Origin of the sequence: Azospirillum sp. B21 (assembly GCF_008364825.1) — a bacterium.
Classification (GTDB): Bacteria; Pseudomonadota; Alphaproteobacteria; order Azospirillales; family Azospirillaceae; genus Azospirillum.
Genome location: NZ_VTTO01000008.1, coordinates 139,250 through 164,458 on the forward strand (window position 1 = coordinate 139,250; position 25,209 = coordinate 164,458).

The window sequence follows — 25,209 nt, forward strand, 5'->3', positions numbered from 1 at the left end:
TCCGGCCCTGTGGACCGGCACGATGCCGTTGCGCGTGCTCGGCACGATGCCCGAATGCTGGTGGCAGGGCATGGCCCGGGGCGGCTGGCTGGAGGATGACGGCCAGGCGCCGGCCGTTTGTGCGGTTGGGAGCGAAGACTTCCCGGCTTTGCAGGCTGCGGTGACCGGGCCGGAGACCGTCGTGGCGCTTTGGTTGGGGGTTCCCACCGCACCTGCGGTTCCGGACGGATTGAAGACGCTGGAAGCATTGGGCTTCTCCTTGACGGTCACGCTTTGGCAACCCCTTCTCGCGGTGTTCGGCGATAGCAAGTACCGTTTTCCCTATGGGGAACTCGGGCTCGATGTCCTGCAGGACGCCATGCCCGGCCTTGGCCAATGGACGCCGACCCGGATCGGCTCTCCGCCGGACCCGATGCCGCCCGGCGGCGTGCTGGATGTGGTGGCGGTCCGCCACCCGGAGCTTGAGCGGGGGCTGCGCTTCGCGTCGGCTCTGGCCACCCCGACGCTGGAGCGGACGGCACAGCTGCACATCGATACCCTTTTCGTCACGAAATATGCCGCGATGCTCGAACAGGCGATGGCGGTTTTCCAATCCCCCCCATTTCCCGGCCAAGGAGCATGATGTCCATGCCCAACCCCGTCCTCATCGGTTCGCGCATCATCGGCCCGGACTCCGCGTGTTTTCTCATCGCCGAAGCCGGTGTCAACCACAATGGCGACGTTACCCTGGCCCACCGGTTGATCGACGCGGCCCGCGCGGCGGGGGCCGATGCGGTGAAGTTCCAGACTTTCGTCGCCGACCGCCTGGTCACCGCCGATGCGCCGAAAGCCGCCTACCAGAAAGCCAATACCGGGCAGGACGATCCCCAGCACGGCATGCTCCGGAGCCTGGAACTGCGCCCGGAAGCGCACCATGAATTGCAGGTCCATTGCCGGGACGCAGGCATCATGTTCCTGTCCTCTCCCTTCGACGAGGCTTCCGCCGATTTCCTGGCGGGGATGGGTGTTCCCGCCTTGAAGATCCCGTCCGGCGAACTGGTCAACCTGCCCTTTCTGGATCATTGCGCGCGGCTGGGGCTGCCGCTGATCCTGTCCACAGGCATGGCCGACCTGGTCGAGGTCGCGACGGCTTTGGAGACCCTGGAGCGGGGCGGGGCGACCGACATCGTCCTGCTCCACTGTCTCAGCAACTATCCCGCCGATCCGGCCGAAGCCAACCTGAGGGCTATGGGTACGCTGCAAGCTGCCTTCGACCGCCCGGTCGGCTATTCCGACCACACCGAGGGCATCGCCGTCGCCACGGCCGCCGCCGCTCTGGGGGCCACGGTTATCGAGAAGCACTTCACGCTGGACCGGTCGCTTCCCGGCCCCGACCACGCGGCATCGCTGACGCCGGAAGAGCTGGGCGCGATGGTACGCGCCATCCGCTCCGTCGAAGCCGCCCTCGGCGATGGGCGCAAGCGTTGCATGGACAGCGAACGGGACACCCGCGCCATCGCGCGCAAGAGCCTGGCGGTCGCCGTGCCGCTGGCGGCCGGCTCCAGGCTGGAACGCCGGCACCTCGTTGCCCTGCGCCCGGGGAATGGCTTGCCGCCGGCCGCCCTGGACCGGGTGCTTGGCCGCCGGACCCGTCAGGACATTCCGGCCGGGGTGCTCTTGACCATGGACATGCTGGAGTAGCCGGAATGGACGCCCCCCTCTTCGTCCTCCTGTGCAAGCGCGACGACTGGAGCAAACAGGCCGCAGCATTGGCCGGAGCCCTGTTCGGCGATCGGCTGCGAACGGAGGCCGGCATGGCCGGCGATCCTCTGCCCGGTGTGCTGTCCGATCCGGCGGCTTTGCCGGTGCCGCCGGTGATCCTGTCCTTCCTGTCCCCTTGGATCGTCCCGGCGGCCGTGCTGGAGCGTGCCGCACTCGCGCTCAATTTCCACCCCGGATCCTGCGATTATCCTGGGATCGGCTGCTACAACTTCGCTCTTTACGAGGAAGCGGCCGAGTATGGAGCGGTCTGTCATCACATGGCGGCACGGGTCGATACCGGGACGCTCGTCGCCGAGCGGCTTTTCCCGATCCTGCCGCAGGACAGCGTGGAAACGCTGAAGCTGCGTACCATGGTGACGATGCTGGACATGTTCCACGATGTGGCGACCCGGCTGGCTACGGGGGCCTCCCTTCCGGTTGGAACGCGGTCCTGGACCCGCCGGCCCTTCACCCGGCGGGAGTTGAACGGCTTATGCCGCGTCACCCCGGATATGACGGCGGAGGAAATCCGGCGCCGCATCCGCGCAACCAGCTATCCCGGCTATCCGGGGGCGGTGGTCGAACTGGCGGGCATTCCCTTCGCTGTCCCGGTACCGCAACGTCGCCCCTTGGCGTAACCCGAACGGAAGGCTAACCTGCCGCCCGCACTGCGTTCATTGGAAGGGGAGCCTCGGTTGTGAAGGCTGCGATCATCGGCCTCGGCCGCATGGGACTCCGTCATGTTGCCGTCGCGCGCGGACTGGGTCTGGACGTGGTCGGCGCCGCCGACCCGCGTGCTGAGGCGCGCGCCGCGGCGAAGTCCCAGTTCGATCTGCCGGACGGGGCGATGTTCGAGGATGCCGAAGCCATGCTGGCCGGCACGCGGCCGGACTGCGTGGTGGTCGCTTCCACGGCTCCCTCCCATGCCCGGCTGACCTGTGCCGCCGTCGAGGCCGGTGCGCGCCTGATCCTGTGCGAGAAGCCGATGGCCGTGTCGCTCGACGACTGCGACCGGATGATCGACCGCTGCCGCGATGCCGGCGTCCGCCTGGCGGTGAACCATCAGATGCGCTTCATGGACCAGTATATCCGTCCCCGCGCCATCGTCGATGCGCCGTCCTTCGGCGGACTGGCGAGCATGACGGTGGTCGCCGGCAATTTCGGACTGGCGATGAACGGCTCCCACTATGTGGAAGCCTTCCGCTTCATGACTGGGGAGGCGCCGCGCACCGTCGCCGCTTGGCTGTCGAGCGAAGCGGTTCCAAACCCGCGCGGCGCGGAATTCTCCGACGCGGGCGGTTGCCTGCGCCTGACCACCGCCTCAGGCCGCCGCTTCTATCTGGAGGCCGGTACGGACCAGGGGCACGGCATGATGGCCGTCTATGCCGGCCGCTATGGCCGGCTGGAGGTCGATGAGTTGTCGGGGCGGATGCGGCTCGCTACCCGCGCCCCGCAGGACCGGGACCTGCCGACCACACGCTACGGCACCGCTCCGCTGCTGGAGGAGAGCGACATCCCGCCGGCGGACGCCCTGGAGCCGACGCGGGCTGTGCTGCAGGCCCTGTTGGCGGGCGAGAACCATCCCGACGGCGAGGTGGGCCGCATGGCGGTGCGCGTCCTCCTGGCGGCGGCGGTGTCGCACGAGGCGGGGGGGCGCGAGATCGATCTGGACAGCGCGGACCTGCCGGGAAGCCGCGTGTTCGCCTGGGCATGATTTGGGCATGACCGGCGCACTGGTGCTGGAGTCTTGAACCCGCCCTTGTGCGGATTGCCGGAAAGGTGTGAGGAAACATGTCGCAAAACCAGTGCCGGGTGGCCGTGATCGGGGCCGGAAGTATGGCGCGCGAACATCTCCGCGCGTTCGCCGACGTGCCCGGGGTCCTGCTGACGGGCATCCACAGCCGCACCCGTGCGCGTGCGGAGGCTCTCGCCGCCGAGTTCGGCATTTCCGCCGTCTGCGACGATATCGCCAGCCTCTACGCGGCCAGCAAGGCCGATCTGGTGGTGGTCACCGTCACCGAATTGTCGATGGCTGCCGTCGCGAAGGCCTGCTTCGCCTTTCCCTGGACGATCCTGCTGGAAAAGCCGGCCGGCTACGATCTGGCGGACGCGGTCGGGATCGCCGAGGCGGCGGGAGCTGCCCGCGCCCGCGTCCATGTCGCACTCAACCGCCGCCATCTGTCGAGCACCCGCACTGCGCTGGACGACCTGAACGCCGTGCCCGGTCCCCGCTTCATCCATGTCCAGGACCAGGAATCGATGGCCCAGGCGGCGGCCATCGGCCATCCGGAGACGGTGGTGCGCAACTGGATGTATGCGAATGCCGTGCATATGGTGGACTATCTGGCGGTTTTCGGACGCGGCACGGTAACGTCGGTCACGCCCGTCCAGCCCTGGGATCCGGAACGGCCGGGCATCGTGCTGGCCAAGGTGGAGTTTTCCAGCGGCGACCTGGCGCTCTACGAGGCGGTGTGGAACGGCCCGGCGCCTTGGGCCTGCACGGTAACCACCCCGGCCCGCCGCTGGGAAATGCGTCCGCTCGAGAAGGCCGTGTTCCAGAACGCCGGGGAACGCATGCTGAACCCGGCCCCGCTTCATCCCTGGGACGAAGCCTTCAAACCCGGCTTCCGCCGTCAGGCCGAACTGGCGGTTCAGGTGGCCGGAGGCGGGCCGTCCGATGGCCTGCCGACCTTGGAGGACTCCCTGGCAACCATGCGATTGATCGCCGCCATTTATGGCGATGAGAAGCATGGTGGCGGGAACGGTTCCGGCAAGGCCGCCGGATGACGGCCGCGTCCCTGACCATAGTGGTCCCCAGCCACAATCGCCCCGCTTTCCTGCAACGGACGCTGGAGCATTACGGGAACGGCCCCTACCACTGCGTGATCGTGGATTCCAGCGCCGACCCCATCGTCTTCGATGCCGCCGCGTACCCTTGCGTCGACTACCGCCATCGGCCCGGCGTTCCCTTCGCAACGAAGCTGCACGAGTGCCTGCTGACCGTCGACACGCCCTATGTCGTATTGAGCGCCGATGACGACATGATCCGTCTGGACGCTTTGGCCGAGTGCGTGGCGTTCCTCGACTCCCACCCGGGCCACAGTTCGGTCCATGGGCACTTCCTGTTCTTCCTGCGCAGCCCCAACCGGGTGTGGGGCCTGCGCGCCTACTGGGCGCGTCATGACTGGCAGGTCGCACAGGATGATCCTCGGGACCGTCAACTCCACCTGATGTCCAACTACATGCATCAGATGTATGCGGTGCAGAGAACTCCTCTGCTTCGCCGGGCTTACGGTATGATGGATGGCCGCCTGCACAACAGCGAGTTGATGGAATTCGTGGTCGGCCTGTCCGTGACGGCGGGGGGACGGCATCGGACCCTGCCGATCTTCTATCAGGCACGTCAGGATATTCTCGATTCCTGGAGCCGCAGCTTGGGGACCGGCTATCCCAACCTGAGACAGCTTTACCAGGATGGGGCCGACCCGCAGCAATACGAGCAATTTCTCGATATCTGTGCGGAAATCCTGCAGGAGACCGCCGGAATGGAGCGGGAAGGCGGGAGGCGGCACGCGATTCGCTGCGTCGAGGCTTATCTGGCCAATGAGGAGGACCTGATCCGCCAGATGGCGGAGCCAGGGGTTTTCCATCGCGATTTGATGCGCATCGAAACGGAGGCGGCTTTCTGGCCCGATTGGGGCGATGAGGCGCTCCGCGACATTGCGGCGATGGCGCATCTGGCCTGGAAGCACGAGGGATGCGGCTTGGATGCGGCCATTCTCGACGAGTTCACCGGACTGGATGCGAGCCGGCCGATTTATATCTATGGAACTGGCGGCGCCGGCCGCGCCCTGGCTGCCCGTCTCGACGGATTGGGGCTTTCGGTTGCGGGATACATCGACAGCTTCCACGGAGGAACGGTCGAGGGGCGCCCGTGCCTGACCGTTCAGGAGTATCGCGCCGTCCATCGGCCGGATGACATGGTGCTGATTGCATCCTGCATGCACGGCGAGATCCGGCGCACCCTGGAAGAGGCCGGCATCATCAATTACCGTGTCGCTTATTTCCGGGCCATGCTGCCATGACGACCGAGCCCTTGATCCCCCTGGCCGTTCCCGATCTTTCCGGGCGTGAGGAGGAGTATCTGCGCGCGTGCATCGCCAGCACCTTCGTTTCGACCGTCGGGGCTTTCGTTCCGCGCTTCGAGGAGCAGGTCGCCACCGCGATCGGGAGCCGTGGCGCGGTGGCGACCTGCAGCGGAACAGCCGGTCTGCATGTCGCGTTGACCGCGCTGGGCGTCGTGCACGACGATCTGGTGGTCCTGCCGTCCCTGACCTTCATCGCAAGTGCCAACGCGATCGCGCAATGCGGTGCGCAGCCCTGGCTGTTCGACGTCACGCAGGAAAGCTGGACTCTCGATCCGGAGTTGCTGGAACGCCGCCTTGCCGTGGAAACGGAGCGCCGGCCGGAAGGTCTGTTCCATCGTTCCAGCGGTCGTCGGGTTGCTGCGGTGATGCCGGTCCACACCCTTGGCCTGCCGGCGGACATGCACGCCATCGTCCCGGTCGCCCGGCGTTACGGTCTGCCCGTCGTCGCGGACTCCGCCGCAGCCCTTGGCGCCACCTGCCGCGGGCGACCGCCGGGGGCGCTTGGGGCCGACCTGTCCGTCCTGTCCTTCAATGGCAACAAGACCGTCACCGCGGGGGCTGGCGGCGCAGTGGTCGGCGATGATCCGGAGCTTCTGGCACTGGTGCGTCATCTGTCTTCCACGGCCCGCGTCGGCCAGGACTATGATCATGACCGGCCCGGCTTCAATTACCGGATGACCAATCTCCAGGCCGCTGTCGGTTGCGCCCAGATGGAGCGTTGGGAAAGCTTGGTTGCCGCAAAGCGGCGCATCCGCCGCCGCTACGATCAGGCCTTCGCCTCCCTGGAAGGGGCGGAACCCTTTCCCGCCCCACCTTGGGCCGAAGGCGCCTGCTGGTTTTCCGGGATCGTCTTGCGGCGTTCGGCGTGGGACGGACGGGAGGCCATGCTGCGCGAAAGACTGCGGGGGCTGGGGATCGACAGCCGGCCTTTCTGGAAACCCGTCCACCTGCAGGCCCCCTATCGCGATGCGCCGCGCACGGAGATGCCGGTCTGCGAAGATCTGTGGTCCCGCGTGGTCACCCTTCCCTGCTCGGCCGGCCTGACCGAGGCCGAGCAGGACCGGGTGATTGCCGCCGTCCTTCAGACTTTTCAGTCCCCCTGACGCTGCATCAGGTGGAAGACGGTATGGAAGGACCTGATGCCGTGGCGAATCAGGGTCTTCTCGATGGCATCGTAGTATTGCGAGGCGATCAGGATCTGGTGCCCCGGATCATGCAAGGCTGCATAGTCCGCCACGGCATGAAGCGGCAAGCCGTTGAAGGTTCCCGACCGTTCGGTATCGATGAAGCCGCTCACCGCCGGCAGGTTCAGGGCGGCCAGCCTCTCCTGCAGCCGGGTGCCGGAGGAACCGGCGCCATAGATGAAGACCGGAGCATCACGCCGAAGATCCTCCAGCCGCTCCAAACGGCCGCGCAGTGCCGCTTCGATCGTTTCTTCCATACGCGGCCAGAACAGGCCGTGATCTTTCAGGTAGCTGCGGAAGGGAGGCGGGAAATCCCCGTCGCCGCCATTGGCATGCCGCCGCAGGAGCCGGTGGATGCGTTCGAGCTGGATGTCATCCTCGGCCGAATAGCTGAGGATGCTGATGCATTTCGGCCCGCTCATCAACTCGCCAAAATGCAGCAGGCGGCCATCGAACAGCAGCGCTTCTCCCGGATGGATGTCGATGAAAACCACATAGCGTTCGATCTCGTACAACGGGCGCAAGTCCCCTGTCGCCAGTGCCCGGTTCTTCACGGCGCCATGGGCGGTATAGTACTCGAACGGGACGTCCAGGCCGATTTCTGACGCCATCCGGTCGTAGATCGATTTCTGGTGGGTGAATGGAATGATGCCGAGCCGGGCGGCCTGCCGCCCCGGTGGGCTGAAGGACAGGATGACCTGGGCATTCGTGTTTTCCGGATCGTCGATCAGGTTGTGAGGCTGATCGTCCATACCGAAGTAGTCGCCATCGCGATGCAGCCCGGAGGCGGCGAAATTCACGCCGACGGAGCTGTTGATCAAGCCGAACGGCCGTCCGAAGATCATGTCCAGGGAAGGACGGATACGGGGATGGTCGGCAAGGGGCCAAAGATCCGGCACATGGCCGACGATGCCGGGTTTGACGTAATTGGCGCGCCGTCCTGCTGCGATCTCGGCGAAATCGCGATCCTCGATCCCGCTCAATGTCCGGGCGATCCCGCGGTAGCGGGCGTTTTCCTCCCGTGACAGGACATTGGTCAGCTTGACGATGCCATAGCGGCGGTAGGCATCGCGCAAGGCCGGCGTCACCTCGCCGGAGGGAAAGACGTCGTAGGTCTGCACGGCGGCCCATGGATTCGGCAGGCCGGAAAAACTGGCGGCGATCTCCGGCGGGCGATCATCATGCAGGTACAGATTGGGCATGGTCTTTCCTCCGGTCTGTCATTCATTCGCTGCGCCCCGTTGCTGCCGGCTTTCATGTCCGGTCAGCCCCGACCATTCCCGGGGGTTGTAGGCGCCCTTGCAGTCGACTAAGAGCTTCATCCTATTAAACTTGCCTTAATCGGCCAGCCTCCAATCTGCCGCAGCCTCGGGAACGTTTTTGGACTCCAGTCTCGTATGATCCGGCTCCACTCCCGGCTCGATGCCGTCCCGTCGACAGAACCGGTGCCTGGGCCCCGGCATGACCGGACACGGGCTTCAGGCCATCGGCGCACCGTTCTTCTGGTCGTGTTCGGCGAATCCCATTTCCGGGAACTCTGGCGCGTGGCGGCGCTGCTCGTGGGAACGGAGCGTTACCGGCCCGTCATCGTCTTCGCTTACGACTACGCCGCGCTTGCCCGGGATCAGGCCGTCTGCCGCGAGGCAAAGGTGTCTTGGCTCCGCTTCGAGGCACCGCCCGTGCCGGGAGGGCACGCCGGCCTGCAGACATTGCCGGGGCTTCTGGTCGCCCTATCCCGCCGCCTGTCCCATGCCCGCCGCCTGATCGCCGAACAGGGGCCGGCTCTGCTGGTGCTGGCGGTGGATTATCCCGGCTGTGGTTCGGCGGAATTCATCCGCGCCGGACACGATGCAGGGGTGCCGTCGGTGATCGTGCCGTTTTCCATTGCCAACCATGAAGAGGCGCTGTGCGCCTATGGTCATGACATCGAGCGCAGCGACCGGGTCTGGACCAATCGCATCGTCGGCTGGCTGTTTCCCCGCTGGGGCATGCTCCATCGCGGCCGTCTTGTCCTGCGGGAGCGCGCTTCGCTCGTGCTGGCTTTGGAGATGCTGGGGCTTGCGCCACCCCGTCCCTGGATGCAGAACAGCAGCCAAGCCGATGCAGTGACGGTCGAAAGCCCGGCGATGCTGGATTACTACCGGCGCAGCGGCTTGAGCGAGGACAGGCTCGTTCTGACCGGAGCCCTCTACAACGACCTCCTGCACCGGGTCCTCGCCGAAGCAGACCAGCGTCGGGAGGCGCTCTATGCCGAGTTGGGCTTGCCGGCCGGCAAGCCGATGCTGCTGGTCTCCCTTCCTCCGCCGATCCAGATCGAGGGACGGGATTGCGAATTCATCCTGCATGACGAATGGTTGGAGGTCCTGGTTGCGGAAGCTGCGCGCGCCGGTGATTGGAATGTGGTGCTGTGCCTGCATCCGATGCTGCCTCCCGAAGCTTGCGCTTGGCTCGAACGCGAAGGCGTCCGCATCGCCCGCCAGGACACGGCGTCCCTCGTTCCACTGAGCGCCCTGTATGTCGCCTGCGTTTCGGCAACCATCCGCTGGGCAATCGCCTGCGGCATTCCATGCGTGAATTACGACGCCTACGCCTGCCGTTACTCGGATTACCGGGAGGTGCCGGGTGTCTACCATGTGGAAACCGCCGCGGATTATGCCGACGTCCTGCAGCGCCTGACCACCGATCAGGCATTCTACGAGGCCGCCGCCGCAGCGCAGGCCGACGTGAAGGATCGCTGGGCTCTGTTCGACGGGGCGAACGCCACCCGGCTTCTTGCGCTGGTCGACCGGCTGTGCGGGGTGGACGAGACGGGCAAGGAGCCGGCGGGCGATGCCGGTGGAACGCGGGAACGGAACCACGCTTGTGCGGATGGGAAGCCGGCCGGTATGATCCCGCCCGGCGCCGGGCCGGTACCGGGGAATGGCTGAAGCCCGGGGCGTGCCATCCGATGGCTCGGCGAGATGCGAGAGAGGAATAGCATGCCCGATGTCCGGCGTATCTGCGTGGTCACCGGTTCGCGTGCGGATTACGGCCATCTTGCGCCGGTCATGGCGGCCATCCGTGCCGAGGCTGGGATGGCCCTGCAGGTGGTGGCGACCGGCATGCACCTGTCGCCGGCCCATGGGTTGACCCACCGGGAGATCGATGACGACGGCTTTGCGATCGACGCCCGGGTGGAGATGCTTCTGTCCAGCGACACCGGCGTCGGCGTCGCCAAGTCCGTTGGGCTGGGCATCATCGGTTTCGCCGACGTGCTGGATCGTCTGCGTCCCGACCTGCTGCTTGTGCTGGGCGACCGCTTCGAGACCCTGGCGGCCGCGCAGGCCGGGATGTTGGCCCGTATCCCGATGGCTCACATCTATGGCGGCGACACGACGGAAGGGGCGTACGACGAGGCGATCCGCCATGCCCTGACCAAGATGGCCCATCTGCACTTCACCGCCACAACGGCCTCGCGCCGCCGCGTCATCCAGTTGGGCGAGGAGCCTTGGCGGGTCCATGCGGTCGGCAGCCCCAGCCTGGACACCCTGCTGCGGATGGAGCGCCTGCCGCCCGAACGGTTCTGGCACGAGGTCAAGCTCGGTCCGCGCGCCCGCAATCTGCTGGTGACCCACCATCCGGTCACGCTCCGGCCCGGTGAGTCGGCGGCGGAGTTCGCCCAGTTGCTGACTGCGCTTCACGGGCTGGGCGATGAGGTCGGACTGCTGTTCACCTTGCCCAATGCCGACAACGAGGGGCGCCTGCTGGCCGGCATGGTGGAGGAGTTCGTCCGCGACCATCCGAATGCCGTCGCCGTCGCCTCGCTCGGCCACCGGCGCTACTGCTCGGCGATTGCCGCGGTGGACGCCGTGGTCGGCAACTCCTCGAGCGGCTTGTCCGAGGTGCCGAGCTTCGGCAAGCCGACCGTCAACATCGGCGACCGCCAGAAGGGACGGCCGCGCGCCGCCTCGGTGATCGATGTGCCCCCGCAGGCCGATGCCATCGCGGCGGCGATCCGCCAGGCCTTCACGCTCGACACGTCCGGCGTGGTCAACCCGTTCGGCGACGGGCATGCCGCCGAACGGATCGTCAGTGTCCTGCGGGAGGTTCCGGACTTCACGGCGCTGATCCGCAAGCCTTTCCACGACCTTCCTCCGACGGCGACCGACGATGCCTGAGTTCCGGCCCTACGATCCCTCCACCCTGGCCGAGGTCGCCACCGGCCGAAGCGGCAGCCTGTTCGCAGAGGACATCGCCCGCCACCGGCCGGAGATCGAGGATGCGGTGGCCGGCCGGCGCATCCTTGTCGTCGGCGGCGCCGGCAGCATCGGTTCCCAACTGGTCGCGGAGCTTGCCGCCTGCGCGCCGGCCGCCCTGCATGTCATCGACCAGAGCGAGAACAATCTGGTGGAGCTGGTGCGGACGCTGAGAGGCCGGCCGGACGGGCTGCCGGTCGCCGACTTCCGCACCTTGCCGATCGACTATGGCGCCGCCCCGACCCGGCTGTTCCTAAGCGAGCAGCCGCCTTACGATGCCGTGTTGAACTTCGCGGCCCTCAAGCATGTGCGTTCGGAGAAGGACCCCTGGTCCCTGCTCCAGATGCTCGATACCAATCTGGTCAAGCAGTCACGGTTTCTGCGATGGCTGCGGCGTTACGGCCACGACCGCCGCTATTTTTCCGTGTCCACCGACAAGGCTGCCAATCCGGTCAACCTGATGGGGGCCAGCAAGCGGGTTGCCGAGCATATCGTGTTCGGGGACCTATCGAGCACGTCTCCCCGCCTCGCCACCTCCGCCCGTTTTGCCAACGTCGCCTTTTCCGACGGCAGCCTTCTGCATGGTTTCTTTCAGCGCCTGCAGAAGCGCCAGCCGCTGGCCGTGCCGCAGGACACCCGCCGCTACTTCGTCTCGCAGGAGGAAGCGGGGCATATCTGTCTGCTGGCCGCGTTGCGGGCTCCTGGGCGCACCATCGTGGTTCCGGCCCTGGAGCCGCAAATCCATCTGCGCGACCTGGTCACCGTGGCCACCGGATTCCTGGAGCGCGCCGGGCTGCAGGCGCAATTCTACGAGGACGAGCGCGCCGCCTGCCGGGCAGTGGAGCGGGATTTGGCCGCGGGTCGCTACCCCCTGCTCCTGACCCCCCGCGACACCAGCGGCGAAAAGCCCTATGAGGAGTTCGTCGGCAGCGACGAGACCCTGGTCGATCTTGGTTTCGACGCGCTGCGGGGAGTCGGCTACGTGCCGGCCCCGCCGGAGAGCGTGGAGAGGTTACTCACCATGCTGGACGATGTCCTGCAGGGTGAGGCGCCGTTCGACAGAACATCCGTCCTGGTGCAGATCGCTGCGTCCGTTCCTCATTTCCGCCATATCGAGACGGGACGGAATCTCGATCAGAGGCTGTAGGGAGTCAGATTCCGGCCTCGGCAGTCTGCCTCAGGCGCAAGGCGCCATCCATCTTGCCGATTTCCATCAGGTGACGCAGCTGCTTTAGCCGGATGAAGGTGCGTGACTGGAAATCCCGTTCGTCAAGCCGCCCGGCTTTCAGCCAGTCGTGCAACTCCGCGCAGCCACGTTCCAGAGTCCAGCCGGGAGTGAAGCCGGGCAGCCGGGTCAGGGCCTTGGAAAAGTCGACGCGGTAGGAACGGGGATCGCCCGCGGTCTCGCCAGTGATGTCGACCCGTGCGCCGGCAAAGCAGCGGCCCACCGCCTCGGCGATGTCGCGGACTTGGTGGTTGGCATCAGCCCGTCCGATGTTGAAGGCTTGCGCATGCACGGAGCTGGCCGGGGCCTCCGCCGCAGCCAGGATCGCCGCCGCGATATCCTCGATGTGGACCAGGGGGCGCCAGGGCGTTCCGTCGGACAGGACCTTGATGCTTCCGGTCGTGTGGGCCCAGGCCGCCAGATTGTTGAGGACGAGGTCGAAGCGTAGGCGTCCGCTGACCCCGAATGCCGTGGCGTTGCGCAGGAAAACCGGGGAGAAGCCGTCCGTGGCCAAATCCCGCAGCCCTTGCTCCGTCGCGACCTTCGACACGGCATAGGCCGACACGGGGTTGAAGGGAGCCTCCTCCGTCAAAGGCTCCGTCTGGTCTTCCGCCGCCCCGTAGATGCTGCAGGAAGAGGCGAACACGAGACGCACCACCCCGGCCTCGCGGGCAAGAGCCGCCATCCGCAGGGTCGCTTGGGTGTTGATGGAGTGGGTCAAGGCGGGGTCCAGTTCGCCCATGGGGTCGTTGGACAAGGCAGCCAAGTGAACGACGGCATCGACGCCCTCCAGATCCCGGGGACCGACATCCCGCATGTCGCGGACGATTTCCCGGTCGGGCGGCACCAGCCCGGTCCCGTCCGCCACACAGTCGCGGAAATAGCCGATGTCGAGACCGGTAACCCGGTGACCGGCCTGCTTCAGGATTCGGACGGCGACTGGACCGATGTAGCCGAGATGACCGGTGACCAGGATATGCATGGGAATGTCCTGCGGCTGATGGAAGGAAAGGAGCGTCCCGGCTCGAGCCGGGCGTTCACAGCGTGAGAAAGCGCTTCAGGATGGTAAGGCCGGCCGGCCCGCTTTTTTCCGGATGGAACTGGCAGCCGAACAGCGTGCCGCGGCCGACGGCGGCGCAGATCCGCCGGCCGTCGTAATCGCATTCAGCCAGCCGGTGGGCCGGGTCGGCCGGGACCGCCATGAAGGAATGCAGGAAATAAACCGCGCTGCCGGAAGGCAGCCCACCGAGGATGCCGGCATCCCAGGATGCGCTGGGCGCCGGTTCCAAAGCGGCCCAGCCGATGTGGGGGATCCGGTGGCGGGTTCCGTCATTGCCCGTTTCCGGCACGGCGACCACTCGGCCGGGCAGAAGGCCCAGCCCGGGGGTCTCGCCATACTCCTCGCCCAGTTCGAAGAGGATCTGCATGCCGACGCAAATCCCCAGAAGCGGTCTTTCGCTGCTGTGGAAATCCCGCACGGCATCGGACAGGCCGAGCCGGTCCAGTTCGGCCATGCAGTCGCGAAAGGCGCCGACGCCCGGCAGGATCAGGCGGTCGGCTCCGGCCACTTCCTTGGGATCGCAGGACAGGCGAGCGTCTGCGCCACAAGCCGACAGGGCACGGACGACGTTGAGGAGATTGCCGATTCCGTGATCGACGACGATTGTCCGCTGGCTCATTGCTGTCCTCGTCTATCGGCTGGCGCCGGTCGCCTGCATCGGTGCCGGTTCTGTCGGGACCGCCCGCACTGAAATCCCGGCCTGTTGCGCATGGGCGCGCACCCCGGACAAGGTGGCTCGGTTGTAATGAAGCATGTCAGCCATGGCGATGGCGTCGGCTTTGCCACGCTGCACCGCATCGACCAGATGGGCCGGTGTTCCCATGCCGCCACTGGCGATGACGGGGACCGGCACTGCTTCAGCCACCGCGTGCACCAGGTCGATCTCGAATCCCTTGCGCGTGCCCTCGCGGTCGATGGAGGTGAGCAGGATTTCGCCGGCCCCCTGCTCGGAGACTTGGCGGGCCCAGGCGACGGCATCGCGGCCTGTCTTGTCGCGACCGCCGTTCACATAGACCTCCCATTGCCTAGGTCCGACCGCCTTGGCGTCGATCTGGGCCACCATGCATTGCGCACCGAACCGGCGGGAGACCTCCTCAATCAGGGCCGGTCGTTCGACGGCGGCGGTGTTGATGGCCACCTTGTCGGCACCGGCCCGCAGCAAGGCTTCGACATCGGCGAGACTGCGGATTCCTCCCCCAACCGTCAGTGGGATGAAGATGCCGTCGGCGGTCGCCGAGACGACGCTGTGGAGGCTGTTGCGCTGATAGAGGCTGGCAACCGCGTCCATGTAGATCAGCTCATCCGCTCCGTCCTCGTAATAGCGCCGGGCATAGACCGCCGGGTCGCCGACCACCCGCAGACCCTCCAGGTGAATGCCCTTGATCAGGTTCGGCCCCTTGATGTCGAGGCGCGCGATCAGACGGATGGCAGCCAATCGATGCTCCTTTCGGAAACGTCCGCCCGTCTCTCGAACAGGCGGAAGGGAAACCGCGACAACATCCGCAGGAACGGGACCGGCCGGGCTGCGGCCGGCTCCGCAAGATCGAAGGCGGGGTGAAGGCGGCGGATCGTGCATCGCATGCACGACATTGTCCAGGCCAGTGGTGGACACATGGTAAATTTGCGGCGGCCGGAAGGTAGGCTTGAATCGAGAGCGGGGAACGGCATGATCGGAAGCGAGCGGGTGATGGCGCTGGTAACGGCGCGCGGCGGGTCGAAGAGGTTGCCGGGAAAGAACCTGCGTCCCTTGGGCGGACGTCCGATGATCGCCTGGACGGTGGCAGCGGCCAAAGCCTCCTGTCATATCGACCGTGTTGTGCTGTCGTCCGACGATCCGGACATCATGGCGGCGGCGGTAGCAGCCGGATGCGAAGTGCCCTTCATCCGTCCCGCGCCCCTGGCTGCCGACGACACGCCCTCGGCAGCGGTGGTACATCATGCCTTGACGACGCTGGATGATCCCTGCGAGTGGCTGGTCCTGCTGCAGCCGACCTCGCCCTTGCGCACGGCATCGGACATCGACGGCTGTCTGGAACTGGCACACCGTTCCGGGGCTTCGTCGGCGGTTTCGGTGACGGAAATGGAAAAGCCTGTGCACTTCCAGTTCTGGCTGACGGCGCAGGGAACCCTTCAGCCCGTACTCGGCGGCAGCGTGTCGGAGGCGGTGAAGAGCTTGGCCGGTTCAAGCAAACATGCCCATACCCTCAATGGCGCCGTCTATGTCGTGCGCGTCGAGCACTTCCTGCGCACCGGGCTTTTATTTGACGATGCCAGTCTGGCTTATGCGATGCCGCGGCAGCGGTCCGTCGATATCGACACGGAGCAGGATTTCCTGCTGGCTGAACTGCTTGTCTCATGCCACAACTCGGTGGGGAGCTGACGCGGCGGCAAGGCCGTGCCTGGACGTGGAACGGAGTGCATGAACATGGCGGCAGGATTGGAGGCGGTCATTTTGTGCGGCGGCCTTGGAACGCGCTTGCGTGAAGAGACCGAGTTCAAGCCGAAGCCGATGGTCGAGATCGGCGGACAGCCCATCCTCTGGCACATCATGAAGTTCTACCGCCATTTCGGCGTTCGCCGGTTCCTGCTGTGCCTGGGATACAAGGGCGACGTCATCCGCGACTATTTCCTGAATTACCGCAACAGGACGTCGGATATCGCCATCGACATCGCCTCGGGCACCGTAACGCGGCTGGCGGCGAACACGCCTGAGGAGGACTGGGAGGTGGTCCTGGTCGAGACGGGGGCGCGCGCCGAAACAGGCCTGCGCATCCAGCAGGCGCTGAAATACATCCAGGGCGACCGCTTCTTCGCCACCTATGGCGACGGGGTGTGCGATGTCGACATCGGCACTGTGTTCGAACATCACCGGTCGCTGGGCAAGCTGGCGACCGTCTGCGCGGTTCATCCGTCCTCGCGTTTCGGGGAGTTGGGTTTGTCGGGAGACATTGTCCACGCTTTTGCCGAGAAGCCGCAGGTCACGGACGGCTGGATCAACGGCGGCTTTTTCGTCTTCGAAAAGCGGGCGTTCCAGTTGTTCGATCCCACGGCCGACGTTTCCCTGGAAAGCGGGGTTCTGGAGAAGCTGGCTGCGATGAAGGAACTTGCCGTCTTCCGTCACGACGGGTTCTGGCAGTGCATGGACACCTTTCGGGAAACGCAGCTCCTCAACAGTCTCTGGCTTGAGAACCGGGCGCCCTGGCGCCTCTGGGACCGCGAGCCGGGAGAAAAGAGGGGCGCAGAGGTCTTAGGGCCAAAAAGGTGACTATCGCCCTGTAGGCCCTTTTCCCGGTTGGCAGAGACGGATCACCCTTGTGGAGAGAGCGGCTCCAGGAAGTATCCGTGCTCGTGGGCAATCTTGGTGACCAGGGGGGCTACGGAATCCATGATCCGGATATCATGTCCGGGGTCCGGGGCGAACATGCGGGGATAGCCAAATGCATCCATGAACGGCCCGGTCATGCATTCCACCAGCCGTATTTCGTCGGGTGACAGCATGGTTCGGAACGAACCGCGCGAAGAAGGATCGATCCCGTGCATCGGCTCGGCGTCATCGGGGCCAATGTTCAGACGGGAGCTGTTGCTGGGCACCTTGCCAGCCTGAATGGAAGCGAAATCATACTGCTCCGCGGAAAGGCCGACCATCGCCAGAATCCGCCGTATGTGCCCCTCCACGTCTGCGATCAGATCCTCATACCGGATGACAAGAGCGTCGCCCAACCTACCCGACGCAGACAGAGCGGCATGGTAGTTCATCAGGAAGGCGGTGTTCATCGCAGCCGTTCCGAGCGCATCCTCGGGGGTCATGCCCGGCAGTTTCCTGTTGCGGCCCAAGGTCGATGCAAAAACGTCCCTCGGATCGCGCAGCATCAGAACGGTGGACACGGGAACGGGAAGAATCTGCCGAAGCAGCGCGGACTCTCCCAGAAGGCAGGTCGTCTTCACCCCGATCACTGACGGCGGTTCGGCAAGCGGCGCCGCTGCCGTAACCGCTTCGACCAGACGGCTCCACAGACTGCTGCCCTCCCCGTCGGGCACGGGAATCGGCCGGCGCGTGTCCATCAGGGCAACGGGAGGCACCGTGTCCCGTCTGGCACGAGCGGAAAAATCACGCACCAGCGACACGGTGTCATTGGCAAAAGACAGTTCCGGATGACGGGGCATCGCCAGATAGCGGGAGTAGAGCAATTCCCCCATCAGCGTCGTTCCAGAACGCATCGGTCCCGTCACGAGAAGGAAGGCACGGACTGCCATCAGCGTCTTGGCTCCTCTTCCCGTCGGTCAGATCAGGGCGAGGCCGCGCAGGCGCTCGATCAAGGCAGGGCGGATCCAGGGGCGCAACCGTGTTTCGGCGGACAGCCATTCCGGTAGCAGGTCTCGCGTGCGCAGATACTGTTCATCCGCATCCGCGCGGCGTCCCAGTCCATCCAGGGCGATGGCGATATTGACGACCACCCAACGATCAGCCAGGACCCTTTCCGCCTGCTGGTGCATGTCGAGTGCCCCCATGCTGTCCCCCAGCATCTGCAGCCCCAGACCATGCAGCGACAATGTCCAACTGTGATGCCAGGGCCAAGCCGGCTTCGATGCCTTGAGACTGGCAAGCGCCGCGTCATATCCGGCCATCGCGCTGTCGATGTTTCCGCTCAGTTGGTCGACATAGGCGATGAACCCCTGTGCGATGGCCCGATGGCTGAGGTCGGCCGCCGCTTCGGCAAAGCTCGCGCGCGCTTGCGCAAGGTTGCCGGCCGCCAGTTGAACCATTCCGGTATGTACAAGAACCTTGGCCGGCACGTCGGCCAAGGACACCGCCTTTTTGAGGAGTGATTCTGCCGCCGAGAGATCCTCGTCGATGAAGGAGAGCAGTCCGTTGCGATAGACGGGCTCGAAACGTTGTGGATCCAGCCGCAGTGCTTCCGTGTAAAGCTGCCGGGCCACGTCACGTCTGCGGGCCTTGCTCCAGGCATGATCCGCCGCGGTATGATAATACACAGCGATCTCGGCATTCGTGGCGGGGTTGTCCATTGCAGGAACCGGCAGCAGCGGCAAGCCTTCCTCGTAGCGCCGCAGCGCCATCAGCGTCAGCACACGCCCATGCTGCGCATAGTGGGGAGCATCGGGCAGAGCCAGAGCCTGTTCGAAGCGGCGGAGCGCCTCGTCCAGTACCGCCGCATCGCTCGGTTGGGTTTCGAAGATCTGCCACCCCAGCCTTGTCAGTCCTTCGGCCTGATAGCCGGCCATGGCCTGCAAGGCGCGTTCATGGGCAAGGCGGGCCTCTTCGGAACGCCCTGCACGGGTCAGTTCCTCGACCATGCAGGTGTGGGCGGCGGCATGGGTCGGGTCGATCGCGACCGCCCGGTCGAAAGCGGCAACCGCATGGGCAATCTCGCCAGTGCGGGCAAACGCCTTGCCCATTTCATAATGATAATTGGCGAAGGTCGAACTGCGGATGCGCTGCCGCCATGCTTCGATATCGGCGGAAGTTGGATTGGTTTTTCTCACGACCGATCCTGCATCAGTGCTGACCATCACGCCCCTCTTTCGAACAGATGCGACTTGAAAGACCGGTCCCGTGCAGGACATCGGCTACACACTCCGCAGCTCTTCCGGTCTAGCATGGCGGGAGAACCGACTTCCAGAAATCCTCGGCCGCCTCATCGCGCGTCGGCCACCCGTCCCCGCAGGCGCCATTGCCCCTCGACCTGCTGCCACAGATGCGGGGAGCGGAAGCTGTCGGTCAGGTTGTCGAAATAGGCGCGGTCCATGATCGGGGATTCGAAGGCCCGGCTTGCGATGGGGAACTCCCGCTCCGGCAGGCTCAGATACTCCAGGATACGGTCCAGGAAGCGCTCCGGGAACTCCCCGTCGAAGCGGTCGACCAGCGCCACCCCTTCCTCCCGCGTGATGTCGCCGGAGCGGATTTCCTGTGCAGCATCATAGGTCGCCCGCCCGATGCCGAACTTGATGAAGGTCGTGTAGTAGTGCAGATCGTCGATCTGGTCGTCGATGCTGTTGTACTTGCTGTAGGTGCCGACGGTGCGCTCCGGCGCCGCTTCGAAATTACCGTGCTCGACCGCGTAATAGTAGCAGCTTTGCGGATGCCATTTCAGGAAATACCCAAGGTAGGCGACGGAAATATTTTTCTTTTCTATAAGATCGGGGTTGGCAGGCATGTAAATCTGCAAATCCGATTCGTCCAGACCGAACTCGCTTTTGAGATCGCTCAAAGAGACGCCCCCAAGATAGACGTCCTTCGGATCCGACAGGGCGAAATACTTCCAGGCCCGCAAGGCGGTGTCGTTGTCCTGGATCGGGTTGCCGTACTCGGCTTCGTTCTCGCCATAGAAGACCAGCGGGATATCGAACAAGGCCGCCATTTTCGGCGCCATTGCCTTCTGGCCGATCATGAAGGGCTGGAAGGGATGGAAAAGGTTCTCGACTGCCAGACGGGTGAGCAGGCGATGAACCTGTCCATTCGGGGTGCACAGGTAATTGTCGAAGCCGGAATGAATCCAGGATTGGAAATTCCGCCATCCCCAGGGGGTGTGGATATGCGGTGCCCAAGTGACCGTCAGCGGATGCATGCCGTAGCGGTGCTTCAGGATGTGGGCGGCATAGAAGCTGTCTTTTCCGCCCGAACCCGGCACGAGGCAGTCGTAGCGGCCATCGGTGCGCCGATGGCGGTTGCACAGCTCGACCAGTTCCGCTTCGCGCTGCTGCCAATCGATCTCACGCTGCTTCCGCTCCGCTTGGCGGCAAGCGTCGCACACGCCCTGCTCGTCGAAATGAATGGTTTCCTTGCGGCTGCCCGCCGTGTGCCGGTATTCGACCGTCGAGTTCGGCCGCTGGTTCGAAATGACGCAGGACCGGCAGAATTCGATCTCCTGGGGCAGCCCGTACAAAGCCTGGGGCGCCGGAGCGTCCGGCTGGAACGGCGCAAGATCGATGGTGCGACGGGATGGGTAGCGGGGCATGGCGACTCGCGTTCGGGATCAAAGAAAGATCTGCTCATAGTCCTGATGGGCGCGCTCCAGATCGGACAGGCGCCCGATATCCATCCAGTATTCATGGATGGGGAAAGACCCTACGGGCTGCCGGTTCTGGAGCACCCGGCTCAACAGAGCCGGCATATCGGCGGGCTGACCGGACGGCAGGTGGTCCAGGCAGTCTGGATTTAGTACATAGACTCCGGCGTTGATGAAGTGGGTGTAGGTCGGCTTTTCGACGATATCCAACACCCGGTCATGCTGAAGCGAAACGACGCCGAACGGCAGGTCGATGCTATGTTCACGCACGCCGAGGGTGGCGGCACAGCCGGAAAGGCGGTGGAACTCGAACAGGCTGGCGTAGTCGATGCGGGTCAGAAGGTCGCCGTTCATGACGCAGAACGGGGCGTCCGGGCGCTCAGGCAGAAGGGACAAGGCTCCGGCGGTTCCCAGCTTGCTTTCCTCCTTCAGGTAGCGGATCTCCGCCCCCCAGCGCTCGCCATCGCCGAAATGCCGCTCGATCACCTCCCCCATATAGTTCACGGCAATGAAAAAGCGGTGGAAGCCTTGAGCAATGAAGCTCTGCAGGATGAGTTCCAGGATCGGCCGGCCGCCGATGCGGATCATCGGCTTGGGACAATTCTCGGTCAGCGGTCGCAGACGCCGGCCTTCGCCGCCGGCCATCAGGACGACCCAATTGTCGTGACGGACGGGAGTTGTCATGTCATGGAGCGTCAGCAGCCCGACGATCCGCCCTTGGGCGGAAAGCACCGGCAGATAGCGGATGGCATGGCGATTCATGAGCATGACCGCCTGTTCGCGGTTTCCCTCTTCAGGGAAGGTGATCGGCTGGTGCTCCATGACATCGGTGACCGGTGCCGAGAGCGGAATCCCTTTCAGGATGGCACGCCGCACGTCACCATCCGTGACCGTTCCGAGCAGCCGGCTGTGATCGTCCACCACCAGGGCGATCGATTCGGAGTTCCTTTCGAAGAGACGCAACACGTCGACGACGGGCGTCCCCGGAGACGTTGCAGCCTGCTTCCAGGCGATCATCGCATTGTCCATCGGTGGTCAAACGCAGGTCATCGATGTTTAATCACCAAGCCCTTAACAAAGATGAATTTTGGGTCGAATGCAGCTCTCCCGGAATGCGAATTCCTGCCTCCAGGAAATGCGTCTTAAAAAGCATAGGGATTCCCCTTCTTCTTGACGAAGCGGAATGCGTCGAGAGCACCTTCGATTCCCACAGCCTCCAGTCCGGCCCGGATTTCGTCCCCATATGTGGAAACGATCAGGATCGTGTGGGCTTTGCTATGGATCTCCTTGTATTCGGATAGGCTGTAACAGCGCAGGCCGTCCACCTCGCCGGAAAAGTTGGTGTCGATAAAGCCTTGGACATCCGGCAACTTCCGCTCGGCAAGCAACACTCGAAAGCTTCGTCCCGCGCTTCCCGCGCCGTAGATGAACATGGGGCTGCCCGGTCGCAGCATCGCCAAATTGCGCAGGACGACGCGGTCGACGGCCATCAGGGCGCGCTCGGCTTCCGGCGCCATCAGGTCGTGCCGGCGAAGAAACTCGATGAACGGTTCAGGAAAGTCACAGTCGTTTGGAGGAGCCGTGTTCTTGTAAACATCAATCAGCAAATCATCATTAAAAAATGAATGGGGACCATATTTGTTTATAACCATATATTTTGGCGAAGACAGAACATCCCCGCTATGAATAAGCCGGGTATCGAACAGGACGATATCGCCCGGATCGATGTCGACTTTCATGATGTGGCGTTCCATTTCAAGGAGTTCGGTGCAATCTCCGGATTCCAGAGCCCGCATCTTCACGGAATGGTGGATCAGGAAAAAATCAGCAGGGTGCACGACACCCGCCTCGCGGCTCTTGCGGGCGTAGATGGAGCGTTGGTGCGAGAAAGGGATGAAGGCCAGGCTGTTCTTCGGGCGCCCAGGCCCGTTCGCGTGGATGACCACCTGGATCAGATAGTGCCCAGGGTCGTGGTCCAGCGTCCCCGGACGGTCCAACACGCTGTCGCGATGCAGGCCGGGCGAGGAGAAATTCGCACCGATCGTGTTCGTGATCATGCAGACCGGCTCATCGATCAGCAGGTCGAGAGCCTTGCGCACCGTGGCATCGGAAACCAGCGGCCACAAGTCGGGACAGTGACCGATACCGCCTGGGAAGATGAAGGAGTCCGTCGTCCCTTGAGCCACTGCGGGGAAATCGCTGTCTTCGAGCCCCGACAGCGCCTTGATGACGTTCATGCAGCGTTCGACCTCTGCCGGCTCGAACACGTCGGTGATCTTGACGATGCCGTACTGGCAGAACGCTTCCTTCAAAGCCGGAGACAACTCGCCGACCTTGAAGCGCGCATAGGTTTGCAGCCCCCCCCATGGGCTTGGGAACGCGGAATAGAACTGCGCGACGCTCAACGGGCGGTCGTCCTGAAAGCACATAGTGGGCATGTTTCCTCCTTGTTGCTGACAGTTCCGCGGCGATGCGCATGGCGCGCGCAGTATGAGACCGGGGTGCGCGGTTCGCAAATCCGGAGATACGGGGCAATGCATGCCGATTTCCCCGATCAATCGGGGCGGTCGTGCACCGTCATGCGGTTGAGAAGAGCCAGCAGGCGGGTCTGCGCCTGTCCGTCCAACCGCCCCCAGCGGCGGCTTTCCTGTCGTTGCAGGCGTGCCAGCTCCGCCAGGCAGGCGGGATCCGAGGTCATGCGCCGCATCTGCCCGGCGAAGGCATCGCGCCCTTCCACCCGGATCACCCCTGGCACGCCGGCAAAATCGGTATAGCCGTAGCGGTAGACATCATAATTCAAGACCGGATGTCCGCAGGCGATCGCCCAGCGGATGGTCGCCGACACCGAAGCGACATAGAGGTCGCACAGCGGTACCAGCCGGGCGGTGTCCCATCCTGTCGCCACGGCGATCCCCCGCTCCCGGAAGGGAACGAAGTGCCGATCGATGGCCGTAGGATGAGGGCAGACCAGAATGCCGAAGTCCTTCACCTGTGCCAGCCGCTCGGCCCAATACTCGATGAGGTCGTCGAAGGTCGCGAATTCGCAACGATGGCCGCCGCGATGATGGCCGTCGGGTGGCGGGGCGCACAGCAGCAGCGGCCGGTCCGCCGGCAGGCCGAACGATCGGGCCAGCAGGGCACGTCCTTTCTCCCGATTGCGCATGCCTTGTGCCAGCACATCGTCATACAAGGCCCCGACCTCGACCAGCCGGGCGCCACTCAGGCCCTCGCGGCGGTAATGGTCGGCCATCGCAGCGTTTTCCACGGCGATCACGTCCGCATCGCCGCTGTGGGCGATCCAGGGGCGGTCCGGGGCCCCGCCTGTCCATTGCAGGGCCAGGGCTTCGGGAATGGGCAGGCGGCTCATCATCGAACCGCCATGTTCGTAAAGCCATTGACCGCCGCACAAACGCAGCAGGCTGCACCCGACCGGTCCCGGCCGATGGCGAGGGTCACGCTCCAGCACACTGGCCGGCTCCAGGGCCGTCGCGATGGTATAGGGAAGGACGATCGACGGTACGCCATGGGCATGCCCGACACGGATTGGAATGCCGGTGGCATAGCTGGGATTGTCTTCCGGAAACAGCAAAGCGCGGGCATCCGTCTTGCGCAGCATGGCCGCCACTGCTCGCTTGAGACGCCACAGGCGGAAAATTTCCCCTGCGAAGCGCCTCCAGGGAAGAACCCAGGGGCGATCGGAGGCCTGGGGACCAGCATCCGGCGCCAGGAGGGTGCGACCACCGGAACCCTTGTCGAATGTCACTGCCAGGAGATCGGCCTGGAACACGCCCCACCCCGGGAAGTGGACGCGGAGCATCAGATTGGCGTTCTTTCCCAATCGCCGGCGGGATACGGGCGGGACGTCGAAGTCGGCGGTGAGCGATGTCCAATCGGGCGACAGCAGGACATAGCGATCCTGTGTGTGAACGGGTGGCAGCCCGTCTCCGTAATATTGCTGCAGGCAGATCCTGACCGCCAGCGGGCGGTCAGCCCGTGCCCGCAGCCTCAGCCGCAGCCGTGAACCGGCGAAGCGATCCACGTCCCCCAGTCTTTTCTGGAGCCTGCTCTCCCCGGTTGCCGCGCGCAACTGGCGCCAACGCAGGAAGTGTGTCTCGTCCGAGTCCGTCTCGCCTGAAACGCGTACGGCGCCTCCGGGGCCAGGGGTGCCGATCTGCCAGCCGTTGGCCAGATCGGCGCATGGGGCGGAATGTTCTGCATCCACCTCATGGACACTTCCGGCATGCACCCCGTCGAAGCCCCCCGGGCAGGCTGCCGCATGCCGGGCAAGTGGGCCGGCCGTCTGCGCGCCATCCGATGCAACTGCAGTGCCGGAGGTGTAGAAACTTACCACCCCCATTTCAAGCGCGCTCTGCATGTCCTGAAAAAGGAAAGGATAAGGGCATCCGAAATGCACGACAGGGGTGAATGTTCCATCATCCAGAAGCAGTTTTACAACTCTGGACATCTCGCGAAAATGCGTCTGTTCATAGACGTTCAGTATAACTGACTTCTTGCGATTGGCGTTGGTGCTTTTTTTGAATTTGTTTTGGCTTTCTCTCAAATGTTTTATATCTCCTTGTGGCGGCATCAAT

The 25,209-nt window shown here is 64.6% G+C and carries 22 protein-coding genes; 12 read left to right on the top strand and 10 right to left on the bottom strand.

From position 1 onward, the window contains the following. Positions 1 to 22: 22 nt before the first annotated feature. The 7 genes from FZ983_RS19920 to FZ983_RS19950 all read left to right on the top strand — a co-directional run bounded on the left by FZ983_RS19920 (position 23) and on the right by FZ983_RS19950 (position 6,991). Positions 23 to 622, top strand: a complete 600-nt coding sequence (locus FZ983_RS19920) for a hypothetical protein (RefSeq protein ID WP_247883858.1) — start codon at positions 23 to 25, stop codon at positions 620 to 622. A 5-nt stretch (positions 623 to 627) separates the two neighbouring features. Beyond that, positions 628 to 1,680: an N-acetylneuraminate synthase gene (gene neuB / locus FZ983_RS19925; RefSeq protein ID WP_149225253.1), complete on the top strand. Its 1,053-nt coding sequence runs from the start codon at positions 628 to 630 to the stop codon at positions 1,678 to 1,680. A gap of 5 nt (positions 1,681 to 1,685) precedes the next feature. Beyond that, positions 1,686 to 2,378 carry a formyltransferase family protein gene (locus FZ983_RS19930; protein WP_149225254.1) on the top strand — a complete coding sequence of 231 codons (693 nt, stop codon included), beginning with the start codon at positions 1,686 to 1,688 and terminating at the stop codon, positions 2,376 to 2,378. Between the two features lie 59 nt (positions 2,379 to 2,437). After that, a complete protein-coding gene (locus FZ983_RS19935) occupies positions 2,438 to 3,454 on the top strand; it encodes a Gfo/Idh/MocA family oxidoreductase (protein WP_149225255.1) in 1,017 nt (338 codons plus the stop codon). A gap of 77 nt (positions 3,455 to 3,531) precedes the next feature. Beyond that, entirely contained in the window at positions 3,532 to 4,527 is a 996-nt protein-coding gene (locus FZ983_RS19940; protein WP_247883859.1) for a Gfo/Idh/MocA family oxidoreductase, read from the top strand. Beyond that, positions 4,524 to 5,825 (top strand): TIGR00180 family glycosyltransferase, encoded by a 1,302-nt coding sequence (locus tag FZ983_RS19945; RefSeq protein WP_149225256.1) that lies wholly within the window; start codon positions 4,524 to 4,526, stop codon positions 5,823 to 5,825. Before FZ983_RS19940 ends, FZ983_RS19945 begins: the two co-directional genes overlap by 4 nt. Beyond that, positions 5,822 to 6,991 (top strand): aminotransferase class I/II-fold pyridoxal phosphate-dependent enzyme, encoded by a 1,170-nt coding sequence (locus FZ983_RS19950; protein WP_211102961.1) that lies wholly within the window; start codon positions 5,822 to 5,824, stop codon positions 6,989 to 6,991. Before FZ983_RS19945 ends, FZ983_RS19950 begins: the two co-directional genes overlap by 4 nt. On the opposite strand, the gene FZ983_RS19955 is transcribed toward FZ983_RS19950, so the two are convergent. Beyond that, positions 6,979 to 8,274 (bottom strand): hypothetical protein, encoded by a 1,296-nt coding sequence (locus FZ983_RS19955; RefSeq protein WP_149225257.1) that lies wholly within the window; start codon positions 8,272 to 8,274, stop codon positions 6,979 to 6,981. The genes FZ983_RS19950 and FZ983_RS19955 overlap by 13 nt on opposite strands. Positions 8,275 to 8,616: 342 nt before the next feature. On the opposite strand from FZ983_RS19955, the gene FZ983_RS19960 reads away from it, so the two are divergent. The 3 genes from FZ983_RS19960 to FZ983_RS19970 are packed head-to-tail and all read left to right on the top strand — an operon-like array spanning position 8,617 to position 12,454. Continuing rightward, the gene (locus FZ983_RS19960) at positions 8,617 to 9,999 is read left to right on the top strand and encodes a hypothetical protein (protein ID WP_247883860.1); all 1,383 of its coding nucleotides are present in this window, start codon (positions 8,617 to 8,619) and stop codon (positions 9,997 to 9,999) included. Positions 10,000 to 10,050: 51 nt separating this feature from the next. Then, the gene (neuC, locus tag FZ983_RS19965) at positions 10,051 to 11,229 is read left to right on the top strand and encodes a UDP-N-acetylglucosamine 2-epimerase (RefSeq protein ID WP_149225258.1); all 1,179 of its coding nucleotides are present in this window, start codon (positions 10,051 to 10,053) and stop codon (positions 11,227 to 11,229) included. Then, positions 11,222 to 12,454: a polysaccharide biosynthesis protein gene (locus FZ983_RS19970; protein ID WP_149225259.1), complete on the top strand. Its 1,233-nt coding sequence runs from the start codon at positions 11,222 to 11,224 to the stop codon at positions 12,452 to 12,454. The genes neuC and FZ983_RS19970 overlap by 8 nt, the downstream gene beginning before the upstream one ends. Positions 12,455 to 12,458: 4 nt before the next feature. On the opposite strand, the gene FZ983_RS19975 is transcribed toward FZ983_RS19970, so the two are convergent. Genes FZ983_RS19975 through FZ983_RS19985 form a run of 3 tightly spaced genes read right to left on the bottom strand, consistent with a single transcriptional unit; the run spans position 12,459 to position 15,027 of the window. Next, a complete protein-coding gene (locus FZ983_RS19975; RefSeq protein WP_149225260.1) occupies positions 12,459 to 13,514 on the bottom strand; it encodes an SDR family oxidoreductase in 1,056 nt (351 codons plus the stop codon). 55 nt (positions 13,515 to 13,569) lie between these two features. Then, a complete protein-coding gene (gene hisH / locus FZ983_RS19980; protein WP_149225261.1) occupies positions 13,570 to 14,211 on the bottom strand; it encodes an imidazole glycerol phosphate synthase subunit HisH in 642 nt (213 codons plus the stop codon). 12 nt (positions 14,212 to 14,223) lie between these two features. Further along, a complete protein-coding gene (locus FZ983_RS19985; protein ID WP_149225262.1) occupies positions 14,224 to 15,027 on the bottom strand; it encodes an imidazole glycerol phosphate synthase cyclase subunit in 804 nt (267 codons plus the stop codon). 144 nt (positions 15,028 to 15,171) lie between these two features. Here FZ983_RS19985 and FZ983_RS19990 point away from each other — a divergent pair, with 144 nt between their 5' ends. Both FZ983_RS19990 and rfbF read left to right on the top strand, forming a co-directional pair. After that, on the top strand, positions 15,172 to 15,972 hold the full coding sequence (locus FZ983_RS19990; protein ID WP_247883861.1) for an acylneuraminate cytidylyltransferase family protein: 801 nt from the start codon (positions 15,172 to 15,174) through the stop codon (positions 15,970 to 15,972). 45 nt (positions 15,973 to 16,017) lie between these two features. Then, the gene (gene rfbF, locus FZ983_RS19995) at positions 16,018 to 16,857 is read left to right on the top strand and encodes a glucose-1-phosphate cytidylyltransferase (RefSeq protein WP_211102962.1); all 840 of its coding nucleotides are present in this window, start codon (positions 16,018 to 16,020) and stop codon (positions 16,855 to 16,857) included. A gap of 41 nt (positions 16,858 to 16,898) precedes the next feature. Here rfbF and FZ983_RS20000 read toward each other — a convergent pair whose 3' ends face one another. From FZ983_RS20000 to FZ983_RS20025, 6 genes are all read right to left on the bottom strand, one after another. Continuing rightward, positions 16,899 to 17,846 carry a sulfotransferase gene (locus FZ983_RS20000; protein ID WP_149225263.1) on the bottom strand — a complete coding sequence of 316 codons (948 nt, stop codon included), beginning with the start codon at positions 17,844 to 17,846 and terminating at the stop codon, positions 16,899 to 16,901. Positions 17,847 to 17,873: 27 nt separating this feature from the next. Then, positions 17,874 to 19,121: a tetratricopeptide repeat protein gene (locus tag FZ983_RS20005; protein WP_188092420.1), complete on the bottom strand. Its 1,248-nt coding sequence runs from the start codon at positions 19,119 to 19,121 to the stop codon at positions 17,874 to 17,876. Between the two features lie 125 nt (positions 19,122 to 19,246). After that, complete coding sequence (locus FZ983_RS20010; protein ID WP_149225265.1) at positions 19,247 to 20,566, bottom strand: N-acetyl sugar amidotransferase; 1,320 nt, start codon at positions 20,564 to 20,566, stop codon at positions 19,247 to 19,249. 18 nt (positions 20,567 to 20,584) lie between these two features. Then, positions 20,585 to 21,634, bottom strand: a complete 1,050-nt coding sequence (locus FZ983_RS20015; RefSeq protein ID WP_247883862.1) for a nucleotidyltransferase family protein — start codon at positions 21,632 to 21,634, stop codon at positions 20,585 to 20,587. Positions 21,635 to 21,759: 125 nt separating this feature from the next. After that, a complete protein-coding gene (locus FZ983_RS20020; protein WP_149225267.1) occupies positions 21,760 to 23,055 on the bottom strand; it encodes a phytanoyl-CoA dioxygenase family protein in 1,296 nt (431 codons plus the stop codon). A 116-nt stretch (positions 23,056 to 23,171) separates the two neighbouring features. Further along, a complete protein-coding gene (locus FZ983_RS20025) occupies positions 23,172 to 25,178 on the bottom strand; it encodes a hypothetical protein (protein WP_149225268.1) in 2,007 nt (668 codons plus the stop codon). Positions 25,179 to 25,209 lie beyond the last annotated feature (31 nt).

What these genes read in the sequence shown, in the direction of transcription:
- FZ983_RS19920 (WP_247883858.1), top strand. Translation starts at nt 23, where the DNA reads ATGCCGTTGCGCGTGCTCGGCACGATGCCCGAATGCTGGTGGCAGGGC.
- neuB (WP_149225253.1), top strand. Translation starts at nt 628, where the DNA reads ATGCCCAACCCCGTCCTCATCGGTTCGCGCATCATCGGCCCGGACTCC.
- FZ983_RS19930 (WP_149225254.1), top strand. Translation starts at nt 1,686, where the DNA reads ATGGACGCCCCCCTCTTCGTCCTCCTGTGCAAGCGCGACGACTGGAGC.
- FZ983_RS19940 (WP_247883859.1), top strand. Translation starts at nt 3,532, where the DNA reads ATGTCGCAAAACCAGTGCCGGGTGGCCGTGATCGGGGCCGGAAGTATG.
- FZ983_RS19945 (WP_149225256.1), top strand. Translation starts at nt 4,524, where the DNA reads ATGACGGCCGCGTCCCTGACCATAGTGGTCCCCAGCCACAATCGCCCC.
- FZ983_RS19950 (WP_211102961.1), top strand. Translation starts at nt 5,822, where the DNA reads ATGACGACCGAGCCCTTGATCCCCCTGGCCGTTCCCGATCTTTCCGGG.
- FZ983_RS19955 (WP_149225257.1), bottom strand. Translation starts at nt 8,274, where the DNA reads ATGCCCAATCTGTACCTGCATGATGATCGCCCGCCGGAGATCGCCGCC.
- neuC (WP_149225258.1), top strand. Translation starts at nt 10,051, where the DNA reads ATGCCCGATGTCCGGCGTATCTGCGTGGTCACCGGTTCGCGTGCGGAT.
- FZ983_RS19970 (WP_149225259.1), top strand. Translation starts at nt 11,222, where the DNA reads ATGCCTGAGTTCCGGCCCTACGATCCCTCCACCCTGGCCGAGGTCGCC.
- FZ983_RS19975 (WP_149225260.1), bottom strand. Translation starts at nt 13,514, where the DNA reads ATGCATATCCTGGTCACCGGTCATCTCGGCTACATCGGTCCAGTCGCC.
- hisH (WP_149225261.1), bottom strand. Translation starts at nt 14,211, where the DNA reads ATGAGCCAGCGGACAATCGTCGTCGATCACGGAATCGGCAATCTCCTC.
- FZ983_RS19990 (WP_247883861.1), top strand. Translation starts at nt 15,172, where the DNA reads ATGCACGACATTGTCCAGGCCAGTGGTGGACACATGGTAAATTTGCGG.
- rfbF (WP_211102962.1), top strand. Translation starts at nt 16,018, where the DNA reads ATGGCGGCAGGATTGGAGGCGGTCATTTTGTGCGGCGGCCTTGGAACG.
- FZ983_RS20000 (WP_149225263.1), bottom strand. Translation starts at nt 17,846, where the DNA reads ATGGCAGTCCGTGCCTTCCTTCTCGTGACGGGACCGATGCGTTCTGGA.
- FZ983_RS20005 (WP_188092420.1), bottom strand. Translation starts at nt 19,121, where the DNA reads ATGGTCAGCACTGATGCAGGATCGGTCGTGAGAAAAACCAATCCAACT.
- FZ983_RS20010 (WP_149225265.1), bottom strand. Translation starts at nt 20,566, where the DNA reads ATGCCCCGCTACCCATCCCGTCGCACCATCGATCTTGCGCCGTTCCAG.
- FZ983_RS20015 (WP_247883862.1), bottom strand. Translation starts at nt 21,634, where the DNA reads ATGATCGCCTGGAAGCAGGCTGCAACGTCTCCGGGGACGCCCGTCGTC.
- FZ983_RS20020 (WP_149225267.1), bottom strand. Translation starts at nt 23,055, where the DNA reads ATGCCCACTATGTGCTTTCAGGACGACCGCCCGTTGAGCGTCGCGCAG.